Annotated in this window: 20 protein-coding genes and 1 pseudogene; 9 read left to right on the forward strand and 12 right to left on the reverse strand. The window is 68.8% G+C overall.

Annotated features, from left to right (window positions below):
• The first annotated feature begins 94 nt into the window (after window positions 1-94).
• Window positions 95-1,054, forward strand: coding sequence for an oxygenase MpaB family protein (locus tag G6N34_RS22715; RefSeq protein WP_407663242.1), 960 nt, complete (start codon window positions 95-97; stop codon window positions 1,052-1,054).
• Here G6N34_RS22715 and G6N34_RS22720 read toward each other — a convergent pair.
• Complete coding sequence (locus G6N34_RS22720) at window positions 1,017-2,297, reverse strand: MFS transporter (RefSeq protein WP_085157273.1); 1,281 nt, start codon at window positions 2,295-2,297, stop codon at window positions 1,017-1,019. The two genes, G6N34_RS22715 and G6N34_RS22720, sit on opposite strands and share 38 nt — an antisense overlap.
• 220 nt (window positions 2,298-2,517) lie before the next feature.
• On the opposite strand from G6N34_RS22720, the gene G6N34_RS22725 reads away from it, so the two are divergent.
• Window positions 2,518-4,053, forward strand: coding sequence for a Re/Si-specific NAD(P)(+) transhydrogenase subunit alpha (locus G6N34_RS22725; RefSeq protein ID WP_163645474.1), 1,536 nt, complete (start codon window positions 2,518-2,520; stop codon window positions 4,051-4,053).
• Window positions 4,054-4,089: 36 nt separating this feature from the next.
• The gene (gene pntB, locus G6N34_RS22730; protein ID WP_163645475.1) at window positions 4,090-5,511 is read left to right on the forward strand and encodes a Re/Si-specific NAD(P)(+) transhydrogenase subunit beta; all 1,422 of its coding nucleotides are present in this window, start codon (window positions 4,090-4,092) and stop codon (window positions 5,509-5,511) included.
• 1 nt (window position 5,512) lies between these two features.
• Here the strand turns inward: pntB and G6N34_RS22735 are convergent, their stop codons facing one another.
• The gene (locus G6N34_RS22735) at window positions 5,513-6,433 is read right to left on the reverse strand and encodes an alpha/beta fold hydrolase (protein ID WP_085151351.1); all 921 of its coding nucleotides are present in this window, start codon (window positions 6,431-6,433) and stop codon (window positions 5,513-5,515) included.
• Between the two features lie 132 nt (window positions 6,434-6,565).
• Between G6N34_RS22735 and G6N34_RS22740 the strand changes: the two genes are divergently transcribed.
• Both G6N34_RS22740 and G6N34_RS22745 read left to right on the forward strand, forming a co-directional pair.
• Entirely contained in the window at window positions 6,566-7,783 is a 1,218-nt protein-coding gene (locus G6N34_RS22740) for an acyl-CoA dehydrogenase family protein (protein ID WP_085151443.1), read from the forward strand.
• Window positions 7,780-8,586 carry a tyrosine-protein phosphatase gene (locus G6N34_RS22745; RefSeq protein ID WP_085151352.1) on the forward strand — a complete coding sequence of 269 codons (807 nt, stop codon included), beginning with the start codon at window positions 7,780-7,782 and terminating at the stop codon, window positions 8,584-8,586. The genes G6N34_RS22740 and G6N34_RS22745 overlap by 4 nt, the downstream gene beginning before the upstream one ends.
• A 45-nt stretch (window positions 8,587-8,631) precedes the next feature.
• Here the strand turns inward: G6N34_RS22745 and G6N34_RS22750 are convergent, their stop codons facing one another.
• Window positions 8,632-8,904: a hypothetical protein gene (locus G6N34_RS22750; RefSeq protein ID WP_085151353.1), complete on the reverse strand. Its 273-nt coding sequence runs from the start codon at window positions 8,902-8,904 to the stop codon at window positions 8,632-8,634.
• Between G6N34_RS22750 and G6N34_RS28340 the strand changes: the two genes are divergently transcribed.
• Entirely contained in the window at window positions 8,872-9,096 is a 225-nt protein-coding gene (locus G6N34_RS28340) for an Rv1535 domain-containing protein (RefSeq protein WP_237671823.1), read from the forward strand. The genes G6N34_RS22750 and G6N34_RS28340 overlap by 33 nt on opposite strands.
• Here the strand turns inward: G6N34_RS28340 and G6N34_RS28395 are convergent.
• Window positions 9,051-13,373: pseudogene (locus G6N34_RS28395) on the reverse strand (HAD-IC family P-type ATPase); the annotation flags it as partial. The gene G6N34_RS28340 and the pseudogene G6N34_RS28395 overlap by 46 nt on opposite strands.
• Before the next feature lie 69 nt (window positions 13,374-13,442).
• Here G6N34_RS28395 and G6N34_RS22760 point away from each other — a divergent pair.
• Window positions 13,443-13,904, forward strand: coding sequence for a hypothetical protein (locus G6N34_RS22760; protein WP_163645476.1), 462 nt, complete (start codon window positions 13,443-13,445; stop codon window positions 13,902-13,904).
• 168 nt (window positions 13,905-14,072) lie between these two features.
• Here the strand turns inward: G6N34_RS22760 and G6N34_RS22765 are convergent, their stop codons facing one another.
• From G6N34_RS22765 to G6N34_RS22790, 6 genes are all read right to left on the reverse strand, one after another.
• On the reverse strand, window positions 14,073-14,555 hold the full coding sequence (locus G6N34_RS22765; protein ID WP_085151356.1) for a DUF456 domain-containing protein: 483 nt from the start codon (window positions 14,553-14,555) through the stop codon (window positions 14,073-14,075).
• Window positions 14,556-15,521: an NADPH:quinone oxidoreductase family protein gene (locus tag G6N34_RS22770; protein WP_085151357.1), complete on the reverse strand. Its 966-nt coding sequence runs from the start codon at window positions 15,519-15,521 to the stop codon at window positions 14,556-14,558.
• Between the two features lie 7 nt (window positions 15,522-15,528).
• On the reverse strand, window positions 15,529-16,392 hold the full coding sequence (locus G6N34_RS22775; RefSeq protein WP_085151358.1) for an SDR family oxidoreductase: 864 nt from the start codon (window positions 16,390-16,392) through the stop codon (window positions 15,529-15,531).
• A gap of 47 nt (window positions 16,393-16,439) precedes the next feature.
• A complete protein-coding gene (locus G6N34_RS22780) occupies window positions 16,440-17,849 on the reverse strand; it encodes an aldehyde dehydrogenase family protein (protein ID WP_085151359.1) in 1,410 nt (469 codons plus the stop codon).
• Window positions 17,850-18,031: 182 nt separating this feature from the next.
• Window positions 18,032-18,970, reverse strand: coding sequence for a class I SAM-dependent methyltransferase (locus G6N34_RS22785; RefSeq protein ID WP_085151360.1), 939 nt, complete (start codon window positions 18,968-18,970; stop codon window positions 18,032-18,034).
• A gap of 72 nt (window positions 18,971-19,042) precedes the next feature.
• Window positions 19,043-19,696: a TetR/AcrR family transcriptional regulator gene (locus G6N34_RS22790; protein WP_085151361.1), complete on the reverse strand. Its 654-nt coding sequence runs from the start codon at window positions 19,694-19,696 to the stop codon at window positions 19,043-19,045.
• A 266-nt stretch (window positions 19,697-19,962) separates the two neighbouring features.
• Here G6N34_RS22790 and G6N34_RS22795 point away from each other — a divergent pair, with 266 nt between their 5' ends.
• Both G6N34_RS22795 and G6N34_RS22800 read left to right on the forward strand, forming a co-directional pair.
• Complete coding sequence (locus G6N34_RS22795; RefSeq protein ID WP_085151362.1) at window positions 19,963-20,523, forward strand: TetR/AcrR family transcriptional regulator; 561 nt, start codon at window positions 19,963-19,965, stop codon at window positions 20,521-20,523.
• A gap of 12 nt (window positions 20,524-20,535) precedes the next feature.
• The gene (locus tag G6N34_RS22800; RefSeq protein ID WP_085151363.1) at window positions 20,536-22,656 is read left to right on the forward strand and encodes an FUSC family protein; all 2,121 of its coding nucleotides are present in this window, start codon (window positions 20,536-20,538) and stop codon (window positions 22,654-22,656) included.
• On the opposite strand, the gene G6N34_RS22805 is transcribed toward G6N34_RS22800, so the two are convergent.
• Entirely contained in the window at window positions 22,657-23,628 is a 972-nt protein-coding gene (locus G6N34_RS22805; RefSeq protein WP_085151364.1) for a pirin family protein, read from the reverse strand.
• Between the two features lie 63 nt (window positions 23,629-23,691).
• A complete protein-coding gene (gene ptsP, locus G6N34_RS22810) occupies window positions 23,692-25,380 on the reverse strand; it encodes a phosphoenolpyruvate--protein phosphotransferase (RefSeq protein WP_109788440.1) in 1,689 nt (562 codons plus the stop codon).
• Window positions 25,381-25,401 lie beyond the last annotated feature (21 nt).

Consider the following 25,401-nt stretch of genomic DNA (forward strand, 5'->3'; position numbering starts at 1 on the left):
AAACGCCCCCTCGCCTTGACGGCAGGCGCTGCCCGTGCGGATGGCTCCACGATCCCGGCGACCCACAGCGCTGATTCGTGCCACCATGGGTGTCATGCCCACCCACGGCAGCTCCGGCAGTGACATGAAGTCACGCCGAATCGACTTGGGGCCGGCGTCCCTGCTGTGGCGCTGGGCCGGCGACATGCGCATCGCCTTCGAGGGCGGGACGGCCGGGCTGATGCAGACCATGCACCCCGCGATCGGCCAGGGTCTGATCGATCACTCGAACTTCTTCGACGATCCCGTCGACCGGGTGTTCCGTTCTCTACCAGGGATTCTGGGGACGGTGTACGAGGGGCCGACCGCATACGACACCGGAGCGAGGGTCCGCGACTTCCACCGCGACATCAAGGGCGTCCTGCCCTCCGGCCAGCGTTACCACGCGCTGACGCCCGAGACCTACTGGTGGGCGCACGCGACCTTCCAGATGATGGTGCACCGCCTGGCTGAACACTGGGACACCCACAGGCTCACCAACGCCGAGCGGGAACAGCTCTATCTGGAGGGCTGCGAGTGGTATCGGCGCTACGGGATGACCGAGTCGGTGCTGCCGCCCACCTTGACCGAGTTCAACCGTGAGTACGAGCGCTACTGCGGCGAAGTGCTGCAGCCCAATCCGGCATCGGACTACCTCATCGAATTCATCGGGCGCCCAGCCATTCCCGACATGAGCATGTCACCGGACTACCCGACGCACCCAATGATGAAGCCGCTCACGGACCGCCTGCTGCCCAGCCTGCCGGTGCGTGTCGCGCTCGCCCCGCCGATGCGTCTGGTGATCTTCGGCGGTCTCCCACCCCTTGTTCGCGAGCGGTTCGGCATTCGGTGGCGGCGGGCCGACGAGTCGAGCTACCGCGCGGTGCGCACCGCCATCAGGTCGGGCTGGCGCACCATGCCGGCGTCGTTGAGGTGGCACAAGGCCGCTCGCAAGGGCTGGCTCCGCGAACTCGGCCGGGTGCCGCGCACCGCCCCCGTCAGCGCCCCGCGGTCTCCGGCAGCGCGAGCACGCTGACGAGACTGACCGTCGCGAGCGCGCCCATCATCACCGCGAGCGACCATCCGCCGTAGGCGTTCAACAGCATCGGTGAGACCACCGGGGGCAGCGCGCCACCGATCACCGCGCCGAAGGTGTGGCACAGCGCGGACCCGGAGTAGCGGTACTGCGGCGCGAAGATCTCCGGAAGGAACGCGGCCATGGGTCCCATGCACACGCCGATCAGCGCGTAGGTGGCCACGATTGCCACGCCGAACACCGCCTGGCTGCCCGTCTCCACCAACGGGAAGAGCGCGAATGACCAGGGCACCGCGATGGCGAACCCGATCGCGAGGATGCGCTTGCGTCCGTAGATGTCACTGAGCATCGCCGAGGCCACCACCAACAGCACCTCACACAACCCGCCGAGCACGCCCGTCAGCAGCACGAAGTTCGTCGAGAAGTGCAGATGATCGGTCGCGTAGTGCGTGAAGAACGTAGTGGCCTGGAACACCAGCATCGGCGCACACACCGCGACACCGGCGGCCAGCAGCACCTGGCGGCCCTGCCGTCGCACCAGGGCGATGATCGGGGTTGCCGGGTCGGCGGGCGTCTCGTCGGATACCGGCGACTCCTCGACGCGCAGTCGGATGTAGAGCGCCGTCACGATCAGTACCGCCGACAGTAAGAACGGAATACGCCAGCCCCACTGCAGGAAGGCCTCGCTGCCCTCGCCGAAACCGAAGTGCACGAGCAGGAACACCAGGTTCGCCATCACCACCGCGGTGCCCAGTCCAAGTTGGGTGAACATGCCGAAGAAGCCGCGCCGGTGCGCCGGCGCGTTCTCCGCGCTGAGCAGCACCGAACCGGCCCATTCGCCGCCGACGGCGAAGCCCTGGATCAGCCGCAGCGTGATCAGCAGCAGCGGTGCGGCGACACCGATCGACGCGGTGCTCGGGATCAGGCCCACGCCGACGGTGGCGACACCCATCAGCAGCAGCGTCACCACCAGCGTCTGCTTGCGGCCGATGCGGTCGCCGAAGTGGCCGAACACCGCCGCGCCCACGGGGCGCGCCAGGAACGCCGCGGCGAATGCACCCAGTGAGGCCGTCATGGCCATCACATGACCCAGTTCCGGGAAGAACACCGTCGGGAACACCAACGCCGCGGCGGTCCCGTAGATGAAGAAGTCGTAGAACTCGATGGCCGACCCGACGTAGCTCGCCATCGAGATGCGGCGCAACGACGGGGAGGGGGCGGTTGGCACCGTCACTGAAGTCATGGCGTCGATAATCGCGCGATCCGCGCGCATGCTCATCGGGCGGTTGGTGGAACGTCCGGGGGAATGCGTTGTCCCCCAATCGGAGGACCCTCACCTCTGCGTCCGGGGCGCGGTGTACTGCACCGATACAGACTGGTACCGGGGGTTACTGCTTGTGGCCTGCTCCTACACTTGCATCTTTGACCCCGCCCTGAGCCAACGAGATCGGATCTGACAAACGATGATCATCGGGATACCACGCGAGTCCCTGCCTGGGGAGACGCGTGTCGCAGCCACGCCCGCGACGGTCGCGCAGCTGATCAAGCTCGGCTATTCCGTGCTGGTGGAATCCGGCGCGGGAACCGCCGCGAGTTTCTCCGACGGTGCCTACAGCGAGGCAGGGGCTGAGATCGGCACCGCCGAACAGGCCCTGGCCTCCGACGTGGTGCTCAAGGTCAACGCCCCCGACAACGGTGAGATCGCGGCCCTGCGCGACGGCGCAACGCTGATCAGCCTGCTCTCCCCGGCCCTCAAGCCCGAGCTTGTCGAGCAGTTGGCCACCCGCCCGATCACCGCGCTGGCCATGGACGCTGTCCCGCGCATCTCGCGCGCACAGTCACTCGACGTGCTGTCCTCGATGGCCAACATCGCCGGCTACCGCGCCGTCGTCGAGGCCGCGCACACCTTCGGTCGGTTCTTCACCGGTCAGGTGACCGCCGCGGGCAAGGTGCCGCCGGCGAAGGTGCTCGTAGTCGGCGCTGGCGTCGCCGGTCTGGCCGCCATCGGCGCCGCGGGCAGCCTGGGGGCGATCGTGCGCGCCACGGATCCGCGTCCAGAGGTCGCCGACCAGGTCAAGTCCCTGGGTGGGGAGTACCTGGCGGTGGACCCAGCGGCGGCCGAGGTGTCGGCCACGGGCTACGCCAAAGAGATGGGCGACGACTACAAGGCCCGCGAGGCGAAGCTCTACGCCGAGCAGGCCGGCGACGTCGACATCATCATCACCACGGCGCTGATCCCCGGTAAGCCCGCACCGCGCATCATCACCGCCGAGATGGTGGCGTCGATGAAGGCCGGCAGCGTGATCGTCGACATGGCCGCGGCCAACGGCGGAAACGTCGAGGGCACCGTCAAGGACCAGGCCGTCGTCACCGACAACGGCGTGACCATCATCGGCTACACCGACCTGGCCGGCCGACTGCCCGCGCAGGCCTCCCAGCTGTACGGCACCAACCTGGTGAACCTGCTCAAGCTGCTGACCCCGGAGAAAGATGGGACTCTCCTCCTAGATTTCGACGACGTCGTGCAGCGGTCGGTGACCGTGGTCCGCGACGGCGAGATCACCTGGCCGCCGCCGCCGGTACAGGTCTCGGCCGCGCCCGCGGCCGCGGCCGCTGCCGCACCGGTGGCGCAGAAGCCGGCCAAAGAGCCCATCTCGACCGGACGCCGCCTCGGGCTGACCTTCGGGGTCGCCGCCGTGCTGTTCGCGCTGATCGCGCTGTCGCCCACCGCGCTGCAGGTGCACCTGACGGTGTTCGCGCTCGCGATCGTGATCGGCTACTACGTGATCGGCAACGTCCACCATGCGCTGCACACCCCGCTGATGTCGGTGACCAACGCCATCTCCGGAATCATCGTGGTCGGCGCGCTGCTGCAGATCGGGCACGGCAACGTCCCGATCACCGCTCTGGCCTTCGTGGCGATCCTGCTCGCCAGCATCAACATCTTCGGCGGTTTCGCGGTCACGCGCCGCATGTTGGCCATGTTCTCCCGCAGCTAGACGCCTGCATCCACCCACACTTTTCGGAACGGATTCATGTTCACTCTGGAAACCGCCGCCACCGCGGCCTACGTCGTTGCGGCCCTGCTGTTCATCCTCGCGCTGGCCGGCCTGTCCAAGCACGAGACGTCGCGGGCGGGAAACACCTTCGGCATCACAGGCATGGCGGTCGCGCTGGTCGCCACCATCGCGCTGGCCATCAACCACCAGATCGAGCCGCTCGGCCTGGCACTGCTGATCGGCGCGATGGCCGTCGGTGCCGCGATCGGGTTGTGGCGGGCCAAGGTCGTCGAGATGACCGGCATGCCCGAACTCATCGCGCTGCTGCACTCGTTCGTCGGCCTGGCCGCGGTCCTCGTCGGCTGGAACGGCTACCTGCACGTCGAAGGTGACGCCGGCGGGGCCGAGGCCGCGCTTCTGAGCGAGCAGGGCATGCTCGGCATCCACTCGGCCGAAGTCGTCATCGGCGTGTTCATCGGCGCCGTGACCTTCACGGGTTCGATCGTGGCCAACCTCAAGCTCTCGGCGCGCATCAAGTCCGCGCCGATGATGCTGCCCGGCAAGAACATCCTCAATGTCGGCGCGCTGGTGGCATTCCTGGCGCTGACGGTGTGGTTCGTCATCGACCCGTCGCTGTGGCTTCTCGTCGCGGTGACCGTGTTGGCGCTGCTGCTGGGCTGGCACCTGGTCGCCTCCATCGGTGGCGGCGACATGCCCGTCGTCGTGTCGATGCTCAACAGCTACTCCGGCTGGGCCGCGGCCGCCTCGGGCTTCCTGCTCGGCAACGACCTGCTGATCATCACCGGCGCACTGGTCGGCTCCTCGGGTGCCTACCTGTCCTACATCATGTGCAAAGCCATGAACCGATCGTTCATCTCGGTGATCGCAGGCGGCTTCGGCATCGAAGCAGGCCCCAGCGAAGACAAGGACTACGGCGAGCACCGCGAGATCAACGCCGAGGCCGCCGCTGACATGCTCACGTCCGCGAGCTCGGTGATCATCACCCCGGGCTACGGCATGGCCGTCGCCCAGGCTCAGTACGGCGTCGCCGACCTGACCCGCAAGCTGCGCGACCGCGGCATCGACGTCCGCTTCGGCATCCACCCGGTCGCCGGACGCCTGCCCGGGCACATGAACGTGCTCCTGGCCGAGGCCAAGGTGCCCTACGACATCGTGCTCGAGATGGACGAGATCAACGACGACTTCGACGGCACCTCCGTCGTCCTGGTGATCGGCGCCAACGACACCGTGAACCCGGCCGCCTCCGAGGATCCCAGCAGCCCCATCGCCGGCATGCCGGTGCTCACGGTGTGGGACGCCGACAACGTCATCGTGTTCAAGCGTTCCATGGCTTCCGGTTACGCCGGCGTGCAGAACCCGCTGTTCTTCCGGGACAACACCCAGATGCTCTTCGGCGACGCCAAAGACCGGGTCGACGCGATCCTGGCCGCGCTGTAGGTCAGTCGCGCACGAAATCGCTGATCGCGGCGAGGAACTCATCGGGCTTCTCGACCATCGGGGTGTGCCCCGACCCGTCGATCAGCACCGGCGCCAGGCCCACCGCGGTGTAGCGCTCGACGTTCGCGGCGGTCGGCGTCAGCACGTCGCGCTCACCCCAGATCACCAGCGCGGGCTGTTCCAGCGCGGCCAGGCGATCGGCGATGTCCTGCTGCCCGTCGAGATCCTGGACCACGTTGGAGTCGCACACCCCGGTGTGGGTCAGCCGCTGCAGTGACCGGTAGGCGAAGTCGGGTACGGGATAGTCGTCGGCGAATCCGGTCTGCAGTGAGCTGGTGTCGAACGCGTCGATGGCGCGGAACCGATCGAGCGCTGGACCCACGACGGGCCAGCAGACCATCTCCTTGAGCAGCGGCAGCGCACCCTGGTCGACCCCGGCGGGGGTGTCTGAGACGACGATCCGCTCCACCAGTTCGGGCTCGTCCTCCGCGACCGCGACGGCCACCGCGCCGCCCATCGAATGGCCCACCAGCACCGCCTGCCGGATTCCCAGGGCGTGCAGCGCCCCGCGGACCGCACCCGACTGGCCGGCCGCCCCGTAGGCGTCCTCGTCGCGGGGCGCTTCGGATCCCCCGTGACCGACCAGGTCGATGGCGACGACCCGGCGACCGTCAGCCGCCAGGGCCGGAGCGACCTGGTCCCACCACTGGACCGAGGCCGAGTAGCCGTGCAGCAGCACGATCGCCGTGTCGCTGTCTGCCCGCCCGTACTCCCGGACATTGAGGTCAGGCCCGTCGAGTGGCAGCACCCGGCCGCCACCGAAGGGTTCGGCCACATGACTGTCCCGATCCACAGCGACGGCGTTGACCAGCAGACCGGCGGCGACAACGGCCAGCACACCCACGACGATCTTGATGCCCACGGGGCCGAATGCTCCGCCGAAGGTCGGCCCCCCGTCAAGCCATTTCGGCGCTGCAATATCGTGGAGCGCGCAGCGACCAACCAATCGGTTGGGAGCATCTCGGAACGAGAGGCCATTCGGATGGATTTCGCGATGTCGGCGAAGGGTCAGGACTACCACAAGCGGCTCACCGAGTTCATGGTTGAGCACGTCCTGCCCGCCGAGAAGTCCTACGACGAGTACCGCGAGGAGAAGGGCCGCAAGGACTTCACGGTCCCGCCCGTCGTCGAGGAACTCAAGAAGATCGCCAAGTCCCAGGGCCTGTGGAACCTGTTCCTGCCCTCGGTGTCCGGGCTGACCAACCTCGAGTACGCGCCGCTGGCCGAGATCTCTGGGTGGAGCACCGAGATCGCCCCCGAGGCCATCAACTGCGCCGCACCCGACACCGGCAACATGGAGACCCTGCACCTGTTCGCCACCGAGGAACAGCGCAAGCAGTGGCTCGAACCGCTGCTGGCCGGTGAGATCCGCTCGGCGTTCTCGATGACCGAACCCGCCGTGGCGTCCAGCGACGCCCGCAACATCCAGACCGAGATCGTCCGCGACGGCGACCATTACGTCATCAACGGTCGCAAGTGGTGGACCTCGGGCGCCAACGATCCGCGCTGCAAGCTGCTGATCGTGATGGGCCGCACCAACCCCGAGGCCGCCAGCCATCAGCAGCAGTCGATGATCCTGGTCCCCTCCGACACCCCCGGTGTCAACATCCTGCGCTCGACGTCGGTGTTCGGTTGGCAGGACCAGCACGGCCACGCCGAGATCGTCTATGACAACGTCCGCGTCCCGGCCACCAACCTGCTGGCCGAGGAGGGCATGGGCTTCGCGATCGCCCAGGCCCGTCTGGGCCCGGGCCGCATCCACCACTGCATGCGCGCCATCGGTGTGGCCGAGCGCGCACTGGCGCTGATGGTCGACCGCGTGCAGAACCGCATCGCCTTCGGCAAGCCGCTGGCCGAGCAGGGCATGGTGCAGCACGCGATCGCGTTGTCCCGCAACGAGATCGACCAGGCCCGCATGCTGTGCCACAAGGCCGCCTGGGTCATCGACCAGCACGGCAACAAGGCCGCGCACGGCCTGGTGTCGCAGATCAAGGCCGTCGCTCCGCAGATGGCCTGCAACGTGATCGACCGCGCCATCCAGACCCATGGCGCCGCGGGCGTCTCCGACGACACGGTCCTGGCCAAGATGTACGGCTGGCAGCGCGCCATGCGGATCTTCGACGGCCCAGACGAGGTGCACCTGCGCACCATCGCGCGCCACGAACTCGGTGCCGAGAAGAGCCCGCTGGCCGCGGCGGTCACCCCCAAGTGACGGCAGAACTGTCCGGGGGCTGGAACTTCCGCGATGTCTCCACGTCGACCTCGCAGGCCATCGCTCCCGGACGTCTCTTCCGCGCTGGTGAGCTGAGCCAGCTCGACGACACGGGCGTGCAGCAGTTGCGCACGCTCGGCGTCACCGACGTCGCTGACCTGCGCACCGCGATCGAAGTCGAGAAGCACGGCGCCGACCTGGTTCCTGACGGGATCGTCGTGCACCTGCTGCCGTTCGTCGAGGTCGTCGTGTCGGTCGACGGGGATGCCCCGCACGAGAACGCCTTCCAGCGGCTGATGACCGAGAAGCCCGACGAGGAGTCGATGTTCGACGCCGCGCAGCGCTACATGACCGAGGAGTACACGCGCTTCGCGAAGGCGCCCGGCGCCGCGCGGGCCGTGAACCGCATGGTCACGCTGCTCGCCGGCGGATCGTCGGTGCTGACGCACTGCTTCGCGGGCAAGGACCGCACGGGCTTCTCCGTCGCGGTGATCCTCGAGGCCGCGGGCATCGACCGCGACACCGTGATGGCCGACTATCTGGCCAGCAATGCCAGCGCACCGCGCCTTCGTGAGCTGATCATGGAGCGCATCGCCCAACGCTTCGACGGCCAGATCCCCGACGAAGCACGCGAATTCACCGAGGCCCGACTCTCCGACGACGTGCTCGGTGTCCGCGCGGAGTACCTGGAGGCCGCCCTGCGCACGATCGAGACCGACTTCGGTTCGGTCGAGGGGTATGTGCGCTCGACATCGGTCAGCGACGAGGACCTCGCGCGCCTGCGCACCGCCCTCCGCGGGTGATTTCGGCGCGGTAGAAGGCGCCCAGCGCCGGAAAGCGCGCCGAAATCACGCGCTCTCAAGCGCCTCCCCGACCTCCTCCACCATCCTGCTGTGCTCGTTCTGCATCAGCAGGTGCCCGGCGCCGACAAGCAGCGCGACCGGCCAGTCGATGATCTCAAGCGCTGCCAGAATGCCGAGCGCGCCGTAGTAGGCCAGCTGCTCGGGCGGCGGCACCTGCACTCGGCCGAGCACCGGCAGCGTCGCGGTGAACCCACGCGCGTTACGCACGACGTGCACCGCGTCGCGATGCCCCTTGACCTGTGTCGAGTTTTCGGCCATTGGTCACCTTCCCGTCATGTCGACGTCGACGATTCGACGCGTCGAGTCCGCAACGTGAGTGGCGTGAAAGCACTAGGTTCAGGCGCGGCCGCCGATCCATTGACCGACGCCGTCACCCGCGCCCTGGTTGTTCCGCTGCGGGAGTTGTACGCGGTGCTGTGGCGCTGGGGACTGCTCGACATCGACGACTGAGCTGACTCGGTCGGGGGCGGCGGGTTGAATCTCGTCAGGAGCCTGGGAGCGGCCGCGGCAACACCGGTGGCCAGTCCCGCCGCGGTGAGCGCCTGCGCCCACCCCAGTGGGTCCAGCGGTGTGCATCCCAGCAGTTGGCTGATCCCGGGCGTGCTGATCACGGCTCCCAACGTCAGCAGGGACCCGGCCGCGGTGGCCACCACCAGGGGGCTGTGCGAATCGATCAGGGTCTGAGCAAGCTGAGTGGACACCAACGCCACCAACGCCACGGTGGACGCCCGGCGCGGTGCCACCGGAAATCCCGAGACCAGCCAGGCGCCGGTGGCCGCACCCGCGGTCGCGGCACCACGGATCGCCACGGTTCGCCACAGCTGCGCTTCGCGGGGACCGTGCAGGGCAGCCGAGGACCCAGCCCTGGTGGGGCTGACCGCCAGCGCGGCGGCCGGCAGCGCATCGGTCATCATGTTCACCAACAACAGTTGCCGAGTGTTGAGCGGTGATCGGCCGGTGAGTGCGCTGCCGACGATGGAGAACGCCACCTCGCCCGCGTTGCCACCCAGCAGCACCGACACCGCGGCCTGAACCCGGTGCCACAACTGCTGACCCTCATCCAGGGCGTCGATCAGCGAGCCGATGCGCCCGTCGAGCAGCAGCACGTCGGCCGAGCTGCGCGCGGGGTCGCTGCCGCGTGCGGCCACCCCGATCCCCACGGTGGCCGCCCGGATTGCGGCGGCGTCGTTGGCCCCGTCACCGACCATGGCGCAGACCCGGCCGGCGCGTTCCAGGGTCTGCACGACCTGCACCTTGTGCTCCGGTGTCATCCGGGCGAACACACGGAGTTCCCGCACGGCACGCTCCTGGCTGCGACGTGACATCGCCGCCCATTCCTCACCGCTGATGACCTGGTCGGAAGAGACGGGCAGGCCCAACTCCGCAGCGATCGCCTTTGCGGTGACAGGATGGTCTCCGGTGATCAGACGCACCCCGATCTTCCTCTGCTGCAACGTCTTCAACACCTCAGCGGCGTCAGGTCGCGGGGTGTCGGACAATCCCAGCAGGCCGACGAACCGCAACCGGCTGCCGCACAGCGCGGCGAGTTGGTCGGCGTCGGCTCGGCCCCGTTCGGCCTGCGCCGGGGTCAACGTGCGACGGGCGACCGCCAGCACCCGCAGACCGTCGCGCGCCATCTTCTCGACTGCCCGCCCGACCGCGGGGTCCAGCTCCCGGCATGCGGCCAAGACCACCTCGGGCGCCCCTTTGATCGCCAGCTCGTCGCCGATCATCGCCGCCGAGAATTTCCGGCCGGATCGGAACGGCAGGTGACTGCCGATCTCTGCGGCGGCCGGACGACCCGCTGCCGCCTCAGCGATGGCGGAGTCGGTCGCGTGTTCATGATGAGCGCCGTTCTTGGGCGGCGTGGCACGCGCGGCGCAGTCCAGTACGTCCTGCTCGGAGGCCGCTCCGCCTACCGTGCTCACCCGCGACACGCGCAGTCGGTTCTCGCTCAGGGTGCCGGTCTTGTCGAAGCACACGACGTCCACGCGGCCCAATGCCTCGACCGATCGTGGGCTGCGGACCAGCGCTCCAGCAGTGGTCAGCCGCCGCGCCGAAGCCTGCTGAGCCAGGGTGGCCACCAGCGGAAGCCCCTCCGGCACCGCCGCCACCGCAACCGCGACACCGCTGGTCACCGCACTGCGCAGGGGCAGCCGGTGCAGCAGACCCAGCCCGCTGACCAGTGCGCCACCGGCCATGCTGTAGGGCAGGGCGCGGTTGGTCAGTTCCCGCAGCTGGGTCTGTAGGCCGACCGTGGGCCCGGCACCGCGCCCGACGTCGGTGGCGCGCCGCGCCTGCGTCGCGCCACCCGCCTCGGTCACCACCGCAACGACTCGTCCGGCGACCAGCGTCGTCGTGGCGTGCAGCATGCAGTGCCGTTCGGCAAGCACCGCGCCGGGCGTGGCCGCGGCCTGTTTGGGCACCGGCAGGGATTCCCCGGTGAGCGCAGCTTCATCGGCCTCGGCGTCGAGCGCCTCGATGATCCGCGCGTCGGCCGGAACGACCTCCCCCGGCCACACCTCGATGATGTCGCCGGGTCGCAGCGCGGTGGCCGGCACGTTCTGGTAATCGACATGGTCGGGGCCACCGACGACCCTGCGGGCGGTGGGATCCTGCACGGCGAGCAGCCGACGCAGCAGCCGCTCCGCCCGAACCTGTTGAGTCGCGGCCAGCAGGGCGTTGCCGGTCAGCACCGAGCCGACCAATACGGCGTCGACCGGTGAGCCGAGCATGGCGCTGGCGACCGAGCCCACCGCGAGCACGGGAGTCAGTGGATCGCCGAGTTCGGCCCGCAGTGCCGTGACGAACTCGGTCACACGTTGCGGCATGACAGCACCTCGTCCCCGCCCGCCGACGCTCTTCGCCGAGCGCTGCACAGCCGCCGCAGCCCGACCGTCACCAAGGCGCTCGAGCACCTGCTCGGCGCTCATCGCATGCCAATCCTCGACCGACTCCGGCTCGGGTTCAGGATCCCGGAGCACACCGCGGGCCAGCCAAAGTCCACTCACCAGGCCCATCACGGCGCCCGCGGACACCGGCCCCGGGCCCCGCCCGCGCACGCCCGGGACCATCAGCAGCGCGCCCAACAGCGTGCCGCCGATGGCGAGTTCCACCCCGCGCTCGCTTGCCCGCCGTGCGGCGGGCAGGGCATGCAAGAGGCGCCACACCGCCATCAGGTCGGTGGCCAGGACGTCGGCGTGCCACGGAATGACAGGGCCCTGGCCGAGCACGCCGACCGCGAAGTCCGCGGCCAGGAGTGCACGAGGTGCAGCGGCCGAGAGCACCGCCACCGTGCGACCTTCGCGCTGCAGCGTGTCGACCGCCCGCGCCAATGCCGCATCGATACCGTCGCCACCGGGGTGCAGATCGTCGAACGACGAACGCAGCTCGCCGAGTTGGTCTAAGTCCACAGACACCGCGTGCACTCCGGCCCGGCGCATCTCGGCAAGCACCGGGCGGGCCAGTGGGTCGTGCCTGTTGCGCACCAGCACCCGTCCCCGGGCCCCGCCGTTCGTTGTCACGGTGTCGAACTTCGGCGCCACCTCGTGCCAGCCGGCGGCCAGCCGGCCCGCGCGCAGCTGCTCCTGCGCCCACTGCCAGACCGCCGCGCGATTCGATTCGTCCACATCGCGAAACTCCCCGACCTTCAGCTCGTCCCCGGCCAGCACGCGCGGGTCGACGACCACCGTGTCGACTCGATCAAGCATGCGTAATGCGTTGGCCTGTAACGGGATGAATTCGTTTCGATCAGCCAGGCCACGCCCCAAGGTGCTGGCGAACGCCTCCCGCGAACAGCGCGCCGCCTTGGGCGCGGTCACCGCGGCCGCGATCGCAGCCGAGTCGAGATCTCGCGTCAGCAGACCGACCGCCGCCGCGGCGGCCACTTGAGCCTGCGCGCAACGTTCGGCATGCCGCTCCAGCGGCCCATCCGGCAGTGCGCAGGGCCGGGGCGCGACGGGGGTTGCGGTGCGGCACTCGGCGTTCGCCGCCAACCTGGGTTCCATTGCCTGCCAGGCATTTGCGCCTGCGGCCGCCTCGGCCAGCTGCGACAGGTGCCGCAGGAATTCCACGGTGACCGCGGCGGGAGCTTGAGTCAGGGCGTAGATCGTGGCCACGCCCAGGCTCAGCGCGGCGTCGGCGGCCTGCGTGCCGAGCCGTCCCTCCACCAGAGCCCGCACCTTCGGTTGGTAGTCGACGGCGGCGAGTACGGCGCTCACACCGGTGGGCAGTCGTGGCAGCATCAACGTCCTTCCAGCGACCGCCACACCCACACCGACACCGCTGGCGACTGCGGAGATGCCCTTGAGCGCCAAGAGAATTCCGTCCCCCGGCAGATCGTTGGGCCGCCGACTCGCCGCCTGGTTCCCCGCCGCAGACTCAGCCGCGGCGACCAGCTCACGCAACCGAGCCAGCTCGGGCACGTCGGGACGGGTGCCGTCGAGTTCGACGACAACGCGTGACAACGGACAGTTCAACCGCGCTGAGCGCACCCCCGGCTGGGCCCGGAGTCCTTTCAGCACCGCCGACCCGACGCGACGGCCACCGGGGTCGTTCAGTCCGCGCACCTCGATCCAACACCGGTCCGCCCCCTGCCAGCAGCGACGGGCCGGTGGCCCACCGGCCATCTCCACGGCCGCGGCCAGGACCGTCTGCACGGGCTGCGCCAAGGGCGACACCGCCAGCGCGACGGCGCCCTGGACCTTCCGGCCGAGCGCGGTGATCACCGCGAGCGGGTTGCTGCCCCAGCGCGGCGGGCCGCAGTTTTAGCGGCGCCGGTGGTGGAGGCGGGCCGCTTGGCTGTCCTCGACGACGACTTCGCTGACGACTTCGACGGCGACCGAGACGACGACCTCGGCGACGACCCGGACGACGTCGACCGGGACGAGGATCCTGCCGCCGAAGAGGTCGACGCCGCCGATGCCGGCGGTCCCGATGATCTCTCGACCTGCCCGTCGTGGGCACGCTTGTTCAGTTCGTGGACGACGAGCGCAGTGCCGCCGACGGTCAACAGCAGCGGCCACTCGATCAGACCCGCGGCACCCACGGCGGCCAACGTGAGTGCGGCCGCCGTGGACGAGTGGCTGCCTTCACTCATTCCGTTGCGAATTCCGGCGCCGACACCCTTTACTCCTCCAATCACCCCGTTGATCGCAGCCCCGCCGATCGCGCCGGCAGTCGCGGTGGCGGCGTCCGCGGTCCGGCTGACCATCTGGGTGGCCCCTGAGACGATGTTCATTTCGGTCTCCTCCCGTTGACCGACTTCCTCACTACTCCGTATACCCAGGTTGGGAGGGGTTATCGGGGAAGTGTCACGAAAAACCAAGGAACCGCGACTGACATCACGCGCTCACGGCCACGACTGGATCCCTCGCAGGTGATTTCGGCGCGGTTACCGGCGCACAGCGCGGGAGAACGCGCCGAAATCACCAGAGGACGACCGACACCGCCCAGACGATCGCAGAAAGCAGGGCGCCGGTGAACTCCACACCCACCGACAAGGCCACGCCCTTGAGCGCGTGCACCGTCGAGACCCAGGCCCTCCGGGTGTCCTGACGCGAAGCCAATTCTGAGACAAAGACTCCCAGCACGAAGCCGATCAGCAGGCCGATCACCGGGATCACGAAGAATCCGATGACGCCGCACACCGCGCCGATCACCAGGATCGACGTGCGCACCTGCGCCTCCCGCATGCGCCGGACGGGCCAGGTGTACTTGATCACCTCGGAGGCGATGAACAGCGCCGCGCAGATGCCGAGCGTGACCCATGCCGCGGTGGTCTGCTCGACGATCGCCCACACGATGATCGCCCCGATCACCAGCAGGCCCCCGGGCAGGATCGGAATGATGATGCCAGCCAGGCCGACAGCGATCGCCAGGGCGACCAGGGTGATCCCGAGCGTGCTCATCTACGGCTCGAGGACGAGCTTGCCGTAGACCCCGCCGTCGTCGAGGGCCTGCAGCGCTGCGGCGGCCTCGGACAGCGGGTATCGCACGGGCGGAGGGGGTTTGAGGCCCGCAGCCACCAAGCCCGCAAGACCTGAGGCGACCTCCCCGGCGGTCTCGGGATGGCGCCTGATGTATTCGCCGTAACCCACGCCGAGCACACCGACGTTGCGCAGCAGCAGACGGTTGACCTTGACGGTCGGGATGCCGCCCGCGGCGAACCCGATCACCAGCAGGCGCCCGTCGGTGGCCATGGTGCGGATCGCGTCGTCGAACGGTTCGCCACCCACCGGGTCGACCACGACGTCGACGCCGCGACCGTCCGTGGCGTCCATGACGGCCTTGGCCCATCCGTCGGCGAGCGGGATCACGGCGTCGGGGCCCAGGGACTCGACGAACTCGACAGCGGCGGTGCGGTGCACCACCGCGATGACCTTCGCGCCCATCGCCTTGGCGATCTGGATGGCCGCGGTGCCCACTCCCCCGGCCGAACCGAGGACCAGCACCGTCTCACCAGCCTGCAGCGCAGCGCGCCGGGTGTAGGCGAAGTACATGGTGTTGTAGTTGACCAGCAGCGAAACCGCCTCGGCGTCATCGAGTTCGGCCGGGCTCGGCGTCACCGCGGTCACCGGGACGGCGACCTGTTCGGCGTAACCCCCGATGCCACACGAGGCCGAGACCCGGTCGCCGACAGCCAGTCCCGAGCCTTCGGGGGCCGCGGCCACCACGCCCGCGATCTCCATGCCCGGGGTGAACGGCGGCTCCAGGCGAAGCTGGTAGGCGCCCTTGGTCAACAGCAGATCGGGGTAGCACACGCCCGCGGCACGCACGTCCACCACAACGTGATCGGGCCCGGGAACGACGTCGGGCACGTCCGTGAAGGACATGCCCGACGGTCCCGAAAGCTCCTGTACTACACAGGCTTTCATCGAATCATCAACGCAGGTTGAACGATGCCTGCTTGGCGGCCGACAGATCGTCGATCTCCGACCAGCGCGACGCGATGTCGTCGACCGACGGCGGCGCGGTGAACGTGACACCCTCGTTCTGGAAAAGCGCGGTGCGCTGCACCTTGCCGCCACCGACGATGAACACCGACGCGGTGTCCGGCACCTCTTCGGTGCACAGGTAGGCGACTACGGGAGCGACGTACTCCGGCGTGAGGTTCTTGAGCACCTCCGGTGGGAGGATGTCCTCGGTCATCCGCGTCGCGGCGATCGGGGCGACCGCGTTGGCCTTGATGTCGTACTTCGCGCCCTCCTGGGCCAGGGTGTTGATCAGACCGACGAGCCCGAGCTTGGCAGCGCCGTAGTTGGCCTGACCGAAGTTGCCGAACAGGCCGCTCGTGGAGGTGGCCACCACGATTCGGCCGAAGCCCTGCTCCCGGAAATGCGGCCAGGCGGCGCGCACGACGTTGTATCCGCCGTACAGGTGGACCTTGAGCACCGAATCCCAGTTGTCGTAGGTCATCTTGTGGAACGTGCCGTCCCGCAGGATGCCCGCGTTGCTCACGATGCCGTCGATCTTGCCGAACTCGTCGAGCGCGGTCTTGACGATGTTCTCGGCGCCCGCGGACTCGGCGACGCTGTCGTAGTTGGCGACGGCGCGGCCACCGGCGGCCTTGATCTCCTCGACCACCTGATCGGCCATCGCCGACCCCGCACCGGTGCCGTCGCGAGCGCCACCGAGGTCGTTGACCACGACGGCAGCGCCCTCCTTCGCCAGCGTCAGGGCGTATTCACGCCCCAACCCGCCACCGGCGCCGGTGACGACGACGACACGATCCTGAACTCCGGGCATGAGCTTCCTTTCTCGAATCCTCTACACAGCTCGGGCGGGCATCGGCCCTAGAAGATTCGACGGGCCAACTTCCACGCCTTCTCTGTATACGGGGGGTAGATCATGGCTGTGACGTCGGGTCGGGTCGGCTTGGTCATCACGGTCTTGCGGTGGCTGAACTCCTCGAAGCCCCACTTGCCGTGGTACGCGCCCATCCCCGATGGTCCGACGCCACCGAACGGCAGCTTCGCGGTCGCGAAATGGAACAGCAGGCTGTTGACCAGCATGCCGCCGGCGGGCACCTGCTTGACCACGCGCTCGCGGACGGCCTTCGACTTGGTGAACAGGTAGGCGGCCAGCGGTTTGGGCCGCGAGTTGACGAAAGCGATTGCCTCGTCCAGAGATTGAACGGTCACCACCGGAAGGATGGGTCCGAAGATCTCGTCGGTCATCAGCGGCTCGTCGAGCGCGGGATCGACCACGACGGTCGGGTGGATCTCGATGGCGTCGGCGTTGGACTGTCCGCCGACCACCACCTGCCCCTTCGTCGCGGACAGCGCGTTGGTCAGGCGGGCGAAGTGCCGCTCGTTGACAATCCGCTTGCCGCCCTTGTTCTCGGCCTCGAACTTGGTGACGGCCTTTTTGAGCTCGTCGACCAGCTGATCGCGGACGCTGGCGTGGGCCAGCACGTAGTCGGGCGCGATGCAGATCTGGCCCGAGTTGATGAGCTTGGTCCAGGCGATGCGCTTGGCCGCGACCTCGACGTCGGCGTCCTGCGCCACGATGACGGGGCTCTTGCCGCCCAGTTCGAGGGTGACGGGGCTCAGGTGTGCGGCCGCGGCCTGGTAGACCTTGCGGCCGATCTCGGTGCCGCCGGTGAAGAACACGCGGTCGAAGCCCTGTTCGATGAGTTCCTGGCTGACCGCACCGTCGCCCTCGATCACGACGACGGCGTCACGGTCGAGGTAGCGCGGGACGAGTTCGGCCATCAGCGCCGACGACGCCGGGGCCACCTCGGACGGCTTGAGCACGATGGTGTTGCCCGCGGCCAGCGCGCCGACGGCCGGGCCCAGTGTGAGGGCGAACGGGAAGTTCCAGGCGCCGATGATCAGCACCGTGCCGTAGGGCTCGTACTCGACCCAACCTCGGCCCGGAAGCTGCGAGGACTCCAGCAGCTTGTACTTGCGCTTGGTCCACTTGCCGACGTTCTTGGCCGCATCCTTGGCCTCGGTGGCGGTGCTGGCGATGTCTGCCAGCCAGGCCTCGAAGGGTGAGCGGCCGAGGTCCTTGGCCAGTGCCTCGGCGATGGCGGGCTCGTTGTCCACCATGAGCTTCTCGAGGGCGAGAAGCTGCCGCTTGCGCCATTCGATGTCGCGGGTGCGGCCGGAGGCGAATGTCTTGCGAAGCCCGGCGACGACGGCCGGGATGTCGGGGGTGTCCGAGGCCTTCAGAGGCGCTTCGGAGAAGTCTGTGGTCACGGCGTGCCCTTCCTGGCGTTGCGGAGCCTGCAGTCCTGGGCGCCATGGTAGCCAACCATCCGGTTGGGCGGTATAGCGCCCAGTCCAAGGCCCGGGCAGCACACGTCGAGCGCGCGGTCAGGTACGGACTTCGGTGACGGAACCGTACCTGGCCGCACGCTCGCGGAGGGCAGGAACGAAGGTCAGCGCTGGGCGACGACGAAGGTCGAGAATGCGTCGTCGTTGTCACCCGACGGCACGGTCTCCTGCCAGCGGCCGAGCCTGCGCATCTCATCGGTCGACTTCAATGCGGTCGCAGTCCAGCCGTGGGCGTTGAGCCATTCGGCGACGTCAGCACGGTTGGGATCGTCGTAGACCAGCTCGGCGATATCGACATCGGGCCGTTCGATGCCCACGGTCTCGGCCAGCTTCTCGAACCGCTCCTTCATCTGCGCACGGCGGTCCATCGACTGCTTTCCGGCGGTCTCGGCGGCGATCCGACTGCCGGGGGCACTGAGCTCACCGACGTTCTCGAACAGCCGGTCCTGAGCCTCGCCCGGCAGATACATCAGCAGACCCTCGGCCAGCCACGCCGTCGGCTGCTGCGGATCGAAGCCCGCGTCCTTGAGGGCCTTGGGCCAGTCGAAGCGCAGATCCATCGCGACCTGGATGCACTCGGCGGCGGGGGCCACGCCGTGCTCGGTCAGCCTGGCGGCCTTGTACTCGAGCACCTTGGGCTGGTCGATCTCGAAGACCCGCGTGCCCGCAGGCCACGCCAGCCGGTACGCCCGCGAGTCCAGGCCGGAGGCCAGGATCACGACCTGGCGGATGCCCGCCTCGGCAGCCTCGACGAAGAACGCGTCGAAGAAGTGCGTGCGCACCGCCTGGTAGTTGCGCATATGCCGGAAGAGGCCGGCGGCCTCGAGGTCGACGTCGGCGACCTTGGCGATGATGTCCTCCTCGAGGAGGTTCTGCCACGACAGCCCCGAGACCCCGTCGACCAGCAGCCGAGCGTAGGGATCCGAGATCAGCGGTTCGGGCAGTTCGGACTCGGCGGCACGGGCGGCGGCCACCATCACTGCGGTGCTTCCGACGCTCGAGGCGATGTCCCAGCTGTCGTCATTGGTGCGAAGAGTGCTCATGAATCCTCCCAGAGTTCATCAGCCAGCCTACCTAATAAACTTAGGCAAACTATCCGATGCCCCGGAGGAGCGTCACTCGGCGACCGTCGGGTCGGTCCGCAGCTGCCACAACCGCTGCTCGAGCAGCAGCGACAGCTGCTCGGTGATGCTCTCGAGTTCCTCGTGGCCGCCGACGAAGCCAGCATAGAAACCCATGCCCCACAGGACTGCCACCAGCATCTCGACCACTGCGTCGACGTCGGTCTCCACGGTCAGTTCGCCGGAGGAGATCGCCTCTTCGACGGCCCACTTCACGAACTGACGTGAACTCTCCAGCGCGTCGTTCTGGCTCAGCTTCAACTCCGGATGGCGCTGCGACTCGAGCACGGCCGTGACGAGGAACGCCGCAGCCGAGCGATCATCGGAGTCGGCCGCCACGGCGGCGGCGATGAACGCCTGTAGCCTGCCGACCAGAGACGTGGCTGCCTGCGCCCGCTCGCTGCCCGCGGCGACAACACCTTTGTTGGTGAGCTCAAGGACTTCACCGAACAGAATCCGTTTGCTGGCAAAGTAATGGTTGATCGCGGGGCGCGTCAGATCGGCGCGGATCGCGATTGCCTGAAAGGTTGCAGCGTCGTAACCCAATTCGCTGAAAACCTCGCGAGCGGCTCGCAAGATGCGCTCACGCGTCTCCGCAGCCTTCGCTGCTGGGGGGCGGCCTGGGCCTCGACTGGCGGTATGCGGCACAGTCAAATTGTGCCATAACTCACCGTCGGCGAATTTCGGGATTTCCGCGAGACCGACAACCCTACGAATCCGTCTGCCGTCGTCCTGCAGGCCGACAATTTCGGCAACGACTGTCGGATTTGCCGACTGATTCGGTACTCGGCGTCGGCCACTGAGTGGCCGAATTCGCTGACGCATCTGTGCCCCAGGGCCGTATTCGGGCTCTCGCCGGGTCCGACATGGCAGCGTGCGTGTACTGGTGAGCATTTGCGAACTATCGTTCGAGGATGGCTACCGTCGTTTCACGGGAGGCGTACTTCCAAACGGGACTCGACGTGCTGGCCGACCAAGGCTATGGGGGTTTGAAGCTGGCCGAAGTGTGTGGCCGGCTGGGGGTGACTACGGGGTCCTTCTACCACTATTTCGCGAGCTGGTCGGCCTTCACGACCGAGTTGGTTGAGCACTGGCAGAACGACCTCACCGGTCAGCGGATCACCACGCTGCAGGAAGAACCCGACCCCCGAAGACGGATCGACCGCGTCGTGGCGATCGGTCTGGCCCTGCCGCACAGCGCCGAGGCCGCGATCCGCACGTGGAGTTCGATCGACCCGAAGGTGCGCACGCTGCAGGAGCACGTGGACCGCGAGCGCTTCGAGGTCATCAGGCAGGCGGCCATCGAAATCCTCGGCCACCCGCGGCAGGCGGAACTGTTCGCGAAGTCGATGGTCTACATCCTGGTGGGCTACGAGCAGTCGACCCTGCCGCCGGACACCCACGGCCTGGCCTGGATCAGTGCACAACTGCTCGACGCCTTGGACGACGGTCGATTCTCGACACTGCCGGACTGACGGCCGCGCTCCATGCGGGTTCCGACACCACGGCGCCTGCTCGAGCGTGTCAACGATCGTGACCCGGAACTCGACGCGCTGCGCCGCGCCGCACGGGCCGGGCTGGTCATCCCCGTCTCGGCGGCCACCGGCTTCGCGGCCGGCGGCGACCAGACCCCGCTGTTCGCGATCTTCGGATCCATCGCACTGCTGATCGCGGCCGACTTCCCCGGCAACCGGTACGGACGGGCCACCGCATACGCGGGCCTCGCGGTGCTCGGCGCGGTCCTCATCACGCTCGGCACGCTGATCTCGCCGCACGCCTGGCTCGCGGTGCTGACAATGCTCATCCTGGGTGTGCTCGTGACCTTGGCCGGGGTGCTCAGCAGCGCGATCGCCGCGGGCCAGCGCGCCACCCTGATGACGTTCGTGCTCCCGGTGTGCACGCCGCCCGGCCCCATCGACGAGAGACTGCTCGGCTGGCTCATCGCCGTGGCGGTGTGCGTACCCGCATCGTTGTTACTCCTGCCGCCACGACACTTCGACGATCTGCGCCGCTACGCGGCCGAGGTGTGCGCGACGGTGGCGGCGCGACTGGAGGGCCGGGCCACGGACCGCGACGTCAACGCCGCGATGAATGCCCTCTACGCCCATTACCTCGACAGCGACTACCGCCCGGTGGGCTTGACCGCGGGCAGTCGCGCGCTGGTCCGCGTGGTCGACGACCTCGGATGGTTGAGCGACCGGGTGCACTCCGAGACCGCGGCCGACCTCGGGGTGATGGCCGCCCCCTCGGTGCGCGTGCTGCACGCCAGTGCTCGACTCCTCCGGATCACGCGCGTGGCCGATCGGGCCGCGAGCCGGGCGGAACTCGACGACGCGCTGGCCGAGTTGCGCGCCGTGGCCCGGGGTCGGTACCGCGAGGACCTGCGCGAAATTCTGCGCGAGTCCGACGATGCCGCGGCCGTGACTGCGGGGGCGCGACTGCTGGGGCGCCGCGCATTCGGCGCAACGGTCGGGGTGACGGGCCGGGTGATCGCCGCCGCAGCGGCCGCGGACGCCCGTCCCGTCCTCATGCGCGTGCTCGGCCGCCAGCTTCCCGAGACCGGCGCCGCGGACCGCGTGCTGTCGGAGACACAGGCGATGACGACGATCCCGTCCGGATACGTGGCGACGCGGGCCGTGGTGGCCCGAAACAGCCTGCGCACGGGCCTTGGCCTGGCGGCGGCCGTCGCGACAACGCACATATTCCCTGTGCAGCATGGCTTCTGGGTGGTGCTCGCCGCGCTGTCGGTGTTGCGCAGCAGCGCGCTGACGACGGGCACCAAGGTCATGCGCGCGGTGTTGGGCACCCTGATCGGGTTCGTGATCGGCGCCCTGCTCATCGAACTTCTCGGCGTGGATCCCGTGGTGCTGTGGGTGGTGCTCCCGATGGCGGCGTTCATCGCGGCCTACGTGCCGGAAGTCGGGTCGTTCGCTGCCGGGCAGGCCGCATTCACCATGCTGGTGCTCATCGTCTTCAACCTGATCCACCCCACGGGCTGGCAGGTGGGCCTGGTACGCATCGAGGACATCGTCGTCGGCGGCGTGGTGGGTCTGATGGTGTCGACACTGCTGTGGCCGCGCGGAACCAGTCGGGCCGTCTCCGCCGCCATCGACGCGGCGTACACCGTGGGCACGCGCTACCTGCGCACCGCGGTCACCCGTGTCACCCATGACACCTCGGCGGCTGCGGTCGGAGTCCTGAGCCACCAGGCGTTAACCGCCTCGCGCACCGTGGACAGCGCTGTGCGGCAGTATCTTTCCGACAGCGGCGGGCCGGCCGACGACCGTGCCCCGGTCATCCGGCGCGCCACCCGCGCGATCCGGCTGCGGGCCGCGGCCGACCTGATCACCGACATCCCCACACCCCCATCGCCCGGTTCCTATCCGCGGACCCGGGAGGTGCTGGATACGCACACCGCGCTGGTCGCCGACCGGATGTCGGGCCTCTCGGACCAGCCCCTGCCGGTCACAGCCCTCGTCCACGATTTCGTCACCGCACTGCGCGCCGAGTCGACGCAGGCGGCCCAGCCGGTCGCGGATGCGCTGCCACTTGTGACGGTGGCAGCCAACATCGGCGAACTGGAACTGCTGTACCCCGCGCCGAGATGATCAGCGCATCCGGTGGGGCTTCAGGGCATCGGCCGGGATGGCGCCGAACCTGCCCGCATTGAAATCCTCGAGCGCCTCGACGATCTCGGACTTCGAGTTCATCACGAACGGCCCGTAGGCGAACATCGGCTCGCGAATCGGCTTGCCGCCCAACAACAACACTTCCATGGCAGGCCGGTTCGAATCCTGGCCCGCATCCGCCGCGACGGTGATGCGGTCACCCGGGCCCAGCACGGCCAGCTGCCCCTGGTGAATGGGGTGCCCCACGGGCCCGACGGATCCCCGGCCCGACAACACATACACCAGTGCGTTGAAGTCGCGGTTCCACGGCAGGTTCACTCTCGCGCCGGGCTCAATGGTCGTGTGGGCCAACGTGATCGGCGTGTGCGTCAGCCCCGGTCCCGGCAGGCCGTCGAGTTCACCGGCGATGACGCGGATCAGGGAACCCCCGTCTGGGGATGCCAACAGTCTGACCTGCTGGCCCTCGATCGCCTGGTATCGCGGTGCGGCGAACTTGTCCGCCTTGGGCAGGTTGACCCACAACTGGATGCCGTGGAACAGGCCGCCGCGTTCGACGAGTTCGGCGGGGGGAGTTTCGATGTGCAGGATTCCCGACCCCGCGGTCATCCACTGCGTGGCGCCGTCGGAGATCAGACCACCGCCGCCGTGCGAATCCTGGTGGGCGAATCGGCCGTCGATCATGTAGGTGACCGTCTCGAAGCCGCGGTGCGGGTGCCAGTCGGTACCGCGAGGTTCACCGGGTTGGTACTCCACCTCGCCCATCTGGTCCATGTGGATGAACGGGTCGAGGTCGGCGGCACTCACGCCGGCGAACGCGCGCACGACGGGGAAGCCCTCCCCCTCGAAGCCGCGTGGACCGGTGGTCAGGGACCGCACGGGGCGTTCGGTGTCTCCGACGGCGGGAGCCTGCAGGCGGGGCAGGGTGACGGCGTCGGCTGTGATGGCGGGCATTGGGCACCTCCTGGTTAGAGTCACCCCATATAACCGGACTGCGGTCCGGTTATTCCGCGGGCCCTAACCGAGCGCTGCCAGCGCCGCGGCGCGGGCCTCCGTGGCACTCGAGGTCGCGAGCACCGCCTCGGCGGCCCGCTGACACTGTTCGAGCGTGACCGAGGCCAGCTTCGCCCCGACGGCCGTGACTGCGGCGGATGCCGCCGACAGCGAGGTGATACCCAGGCCCGTCAGCACGCAGGCCAGCAGTGGATCGGCCGCGGCCTCCCCGCACACGCCGACGGGCTTGCCCACTGCGGCCCCGGCCTTGGCGGTCATGGCGACCAGCAGAAGCACCCCCGGCTGCCACGGGTCGGTCAGCGTCGCGAGGTCGGGCGACATCCGGTCGGCCGCCATCGTGTACTGCGCCAGGTCGTTGGTGCCGATGGACAGGAAGTCGACATGCTCGAGGATGCGGTCGGCCAGCAGGGCCGCAGCCGGAACCTCGATCATCACACCGGGCACCAGTCCGTGCGCGCGCACCTTGGCCGCGAAGTCCTTGGCCTCGTCGGCGGTCGCGATCATGGGTGCCATCACCCACGGCGAATTTCCGGTCTGCTCGGCAGCGGCGGCGATTCCCGCCAACTGGTTGTCGAGGATCGCGGGGTTGTTGAAGGACACCCGGATGCCGCGCACGCCGAGTGCCGGGTTGGCCTCCTCGGGGTGGCCGGCGAACTTCAGCGGTTTGTCGGAGCCGGCGTCCAGGGTTCGGATGACGACCTTGCGCCCCGAGAACGCCTCCAGCACGTCACTGTAGATGCGCGCCTGCTCCTCGACCGACGGCTCGGACTCCGCGTTGAGGAAGCAGAGTTCGGTGCGGAACAGACCCACGCCTTCGGCCGGAGTGTCACGCGCGGCACGGGCCGCGGCGCCGTCCTGCACGTTGGCCAGCACCCCCACCGCGTGACCGTCGGACGTGGCACCGGGGCCGTGCCAGCTTGCCGCCGCCGCAGCAGCCTCCTTGGCGGCCGCGACCGCGGCTTCGGCGGTCCCCTCATCCGGGTCGACCGCGACGGTTCCGCCCGTCCCGTCGAGCAGCACGCGGGCACCCGCGGGCACGTCGTCGAGGCCCGTGACCGCGACGACGCACGGAATAGCCAACTGCCGAGCGATGATCGCGGTGTGGCTGGTGGGCCCGCCGAGGGTGGTCGCGAGTCCGACGATCAGGGCGGGATCCAGGCCCGCGGTGTCGGCTGGGGCGAGATCCTCGGCCAGCAGCACCGACGGCACCTCCGGCACCGGCACACCGGGTTCGGGCAGCCCACTCAGCTCCGCGATCACGCGGTCCCGGATGTCACGCAGATCGGCGACCCGCTCGGCCATCAGGCCGCCCATCTTGGTGAACATCTCGACGAACTGCTCCACGGCCTCCGCAGTGGCCTTCACCGGCGGAACACCCTGCCGGATCCGCTTCTCCGCGGCGCCCAGCCAGGCCCGGTCGGTGGCCAGCTGGGCCGTGGCGCCCAGCACCTCCGACGCCGCGCCGGTGGCATGCGCGGCGCGCTCACGCAGACGTTGCGCGACGGCCTCGGCGGCCGCGGTGAAGCGTGCGGCCTCCTGATCGCGATCGGACTCGGCGACCTCGCCCACCGAGACCAGTTGGTCGATGCCAGGCAGCCGTCCGGGCCGGATGACCGGCGCGTATGCGACGCCGGGAACCACGGGAACGCCCGTCAACGCCGAGTGTGAGGTGTCCCGCGCAGCCGAAGTCATGTGAACCAGATTACAGAGAAT

It is taken from the genome of Mycolicibacterium confluentis (genome assembly GCF_010729895.1).
Classification (GTDB): Bacteria; Actinomycetota; Actinomycetes; order Mycobacteriales; family Mycobacteriaceae; genus Mycobacterium; species Mycobacterium confluentis.

Excerpts from the sequence above, each read along its gene's own strand:
- G6N34_RS28340 (WP_237671823.1), top strand. The coding sequence starts at position 8,872 with ATGCCCCTTGACCTGTGTCGAGTTTTCGGCCATTGGTCACCTTCCCGT.
- G6N34_RS22805 (WP_085151364.1), bottom strand. The coding sequence starts at position 23,628 with ATGCCCGCCATCACAGCCGACGCCGTCACCCTGCCCCGCCTGCAGGCT.
- G6N34_RS22770 (WP_085151357.1), bottom strand. The coding sequence starts at position 15,521 with ATGAAAGCCTGTGTAGTACAGGAGCTTTCGGGACCGTCGGGCATGTCC.
- G6N34_RS22715 (WP_407663242.1), top strand. The coding sequence starts at position 95 with ATGCCCACCCACGGCAGCTCCGGCAGTGACATGAAGTCACGCCGAATC.
- ptsP (WP_109788440.1), bottom strand. The coding sequence starts at position 25,380 with ATGACTTCGGCTGCGCGGGACACCTCACACTCGGCGTTGACGGGCGTT.
- pntB (WP_163645475.1), top strand. The coding sequence starts at position 4,090 with ATGTTCACTCTGGAAACCGCCGCCACCGCGGCCTACGTCGTTGCGGCC.
- G6N34_RS22720 (WP_085157273.1), bottom strand. The coding sequence starts at position 2,297 with ATGACTTCAGTGACGGTGCCAACCGCCCCCTCCCCGTCGTTGCGCCGC.
- G6N34_RS22725 (WP_163645474.1), top strand. The coding sequence starts at position 2,518 with ATGATCATCGGGATACCACGCGAGTCCCTGCCTGGGGAGACGCGTGTC.
- G6N34_RS22785 (WP_085151360.1), bottom strand. The coding sequence starts at position 18,970 with ATGAGCACTCTTCGCACCAATGACGACAGCTGGGACATCGCCTCGAGC.
- G6N34_RS22795 (WP_085151362.1), top strand. The coding sequence starts at position 19,963 with ATGGCTACCGTCGTTTCACGGGAGGCGTACTTCCAAACGGGACTCGAC.
- G6N34_RS22765 (WP_085151356.1), bottom strand. The coding sequence starts at position 14,555 with ATGAGCACGCTCGGGATCACCCTGGTCGCCCTGGCGATCGCTGTCGGC.
- G6N34_RS22750 (WP_085151353.1), bottom strand. The coding sequence starts at position 8,904 with ATGGCCGAAAACTCGACACAGGTCAAGGGGCATCGCGACGCGGTGCAC.
- G6N34_RS22775 (WP_085151358.1), bottom strand. The coding sequence starts at position 16,392 with ATGCCCGGAGTTCAGGATCGTGTCGTCGTCGTCACCGGCGCCGGTGGC.
- G6N34_RS22740 (WP_085151443.1), top strand. The coding sequence starts at position 6,566 with ATGTCGGCGAAGGGTCAGGACTACCACAAGCGGCTCACCGAGTTCATG.
- G6N34_RS22800 (WP_085151363.1), top strand. The coding sequence starts at position 20,536 with ATGCGGGTTCCGACACCACGGCGCCTGCTCGAGCGTGTCAACGATCGT.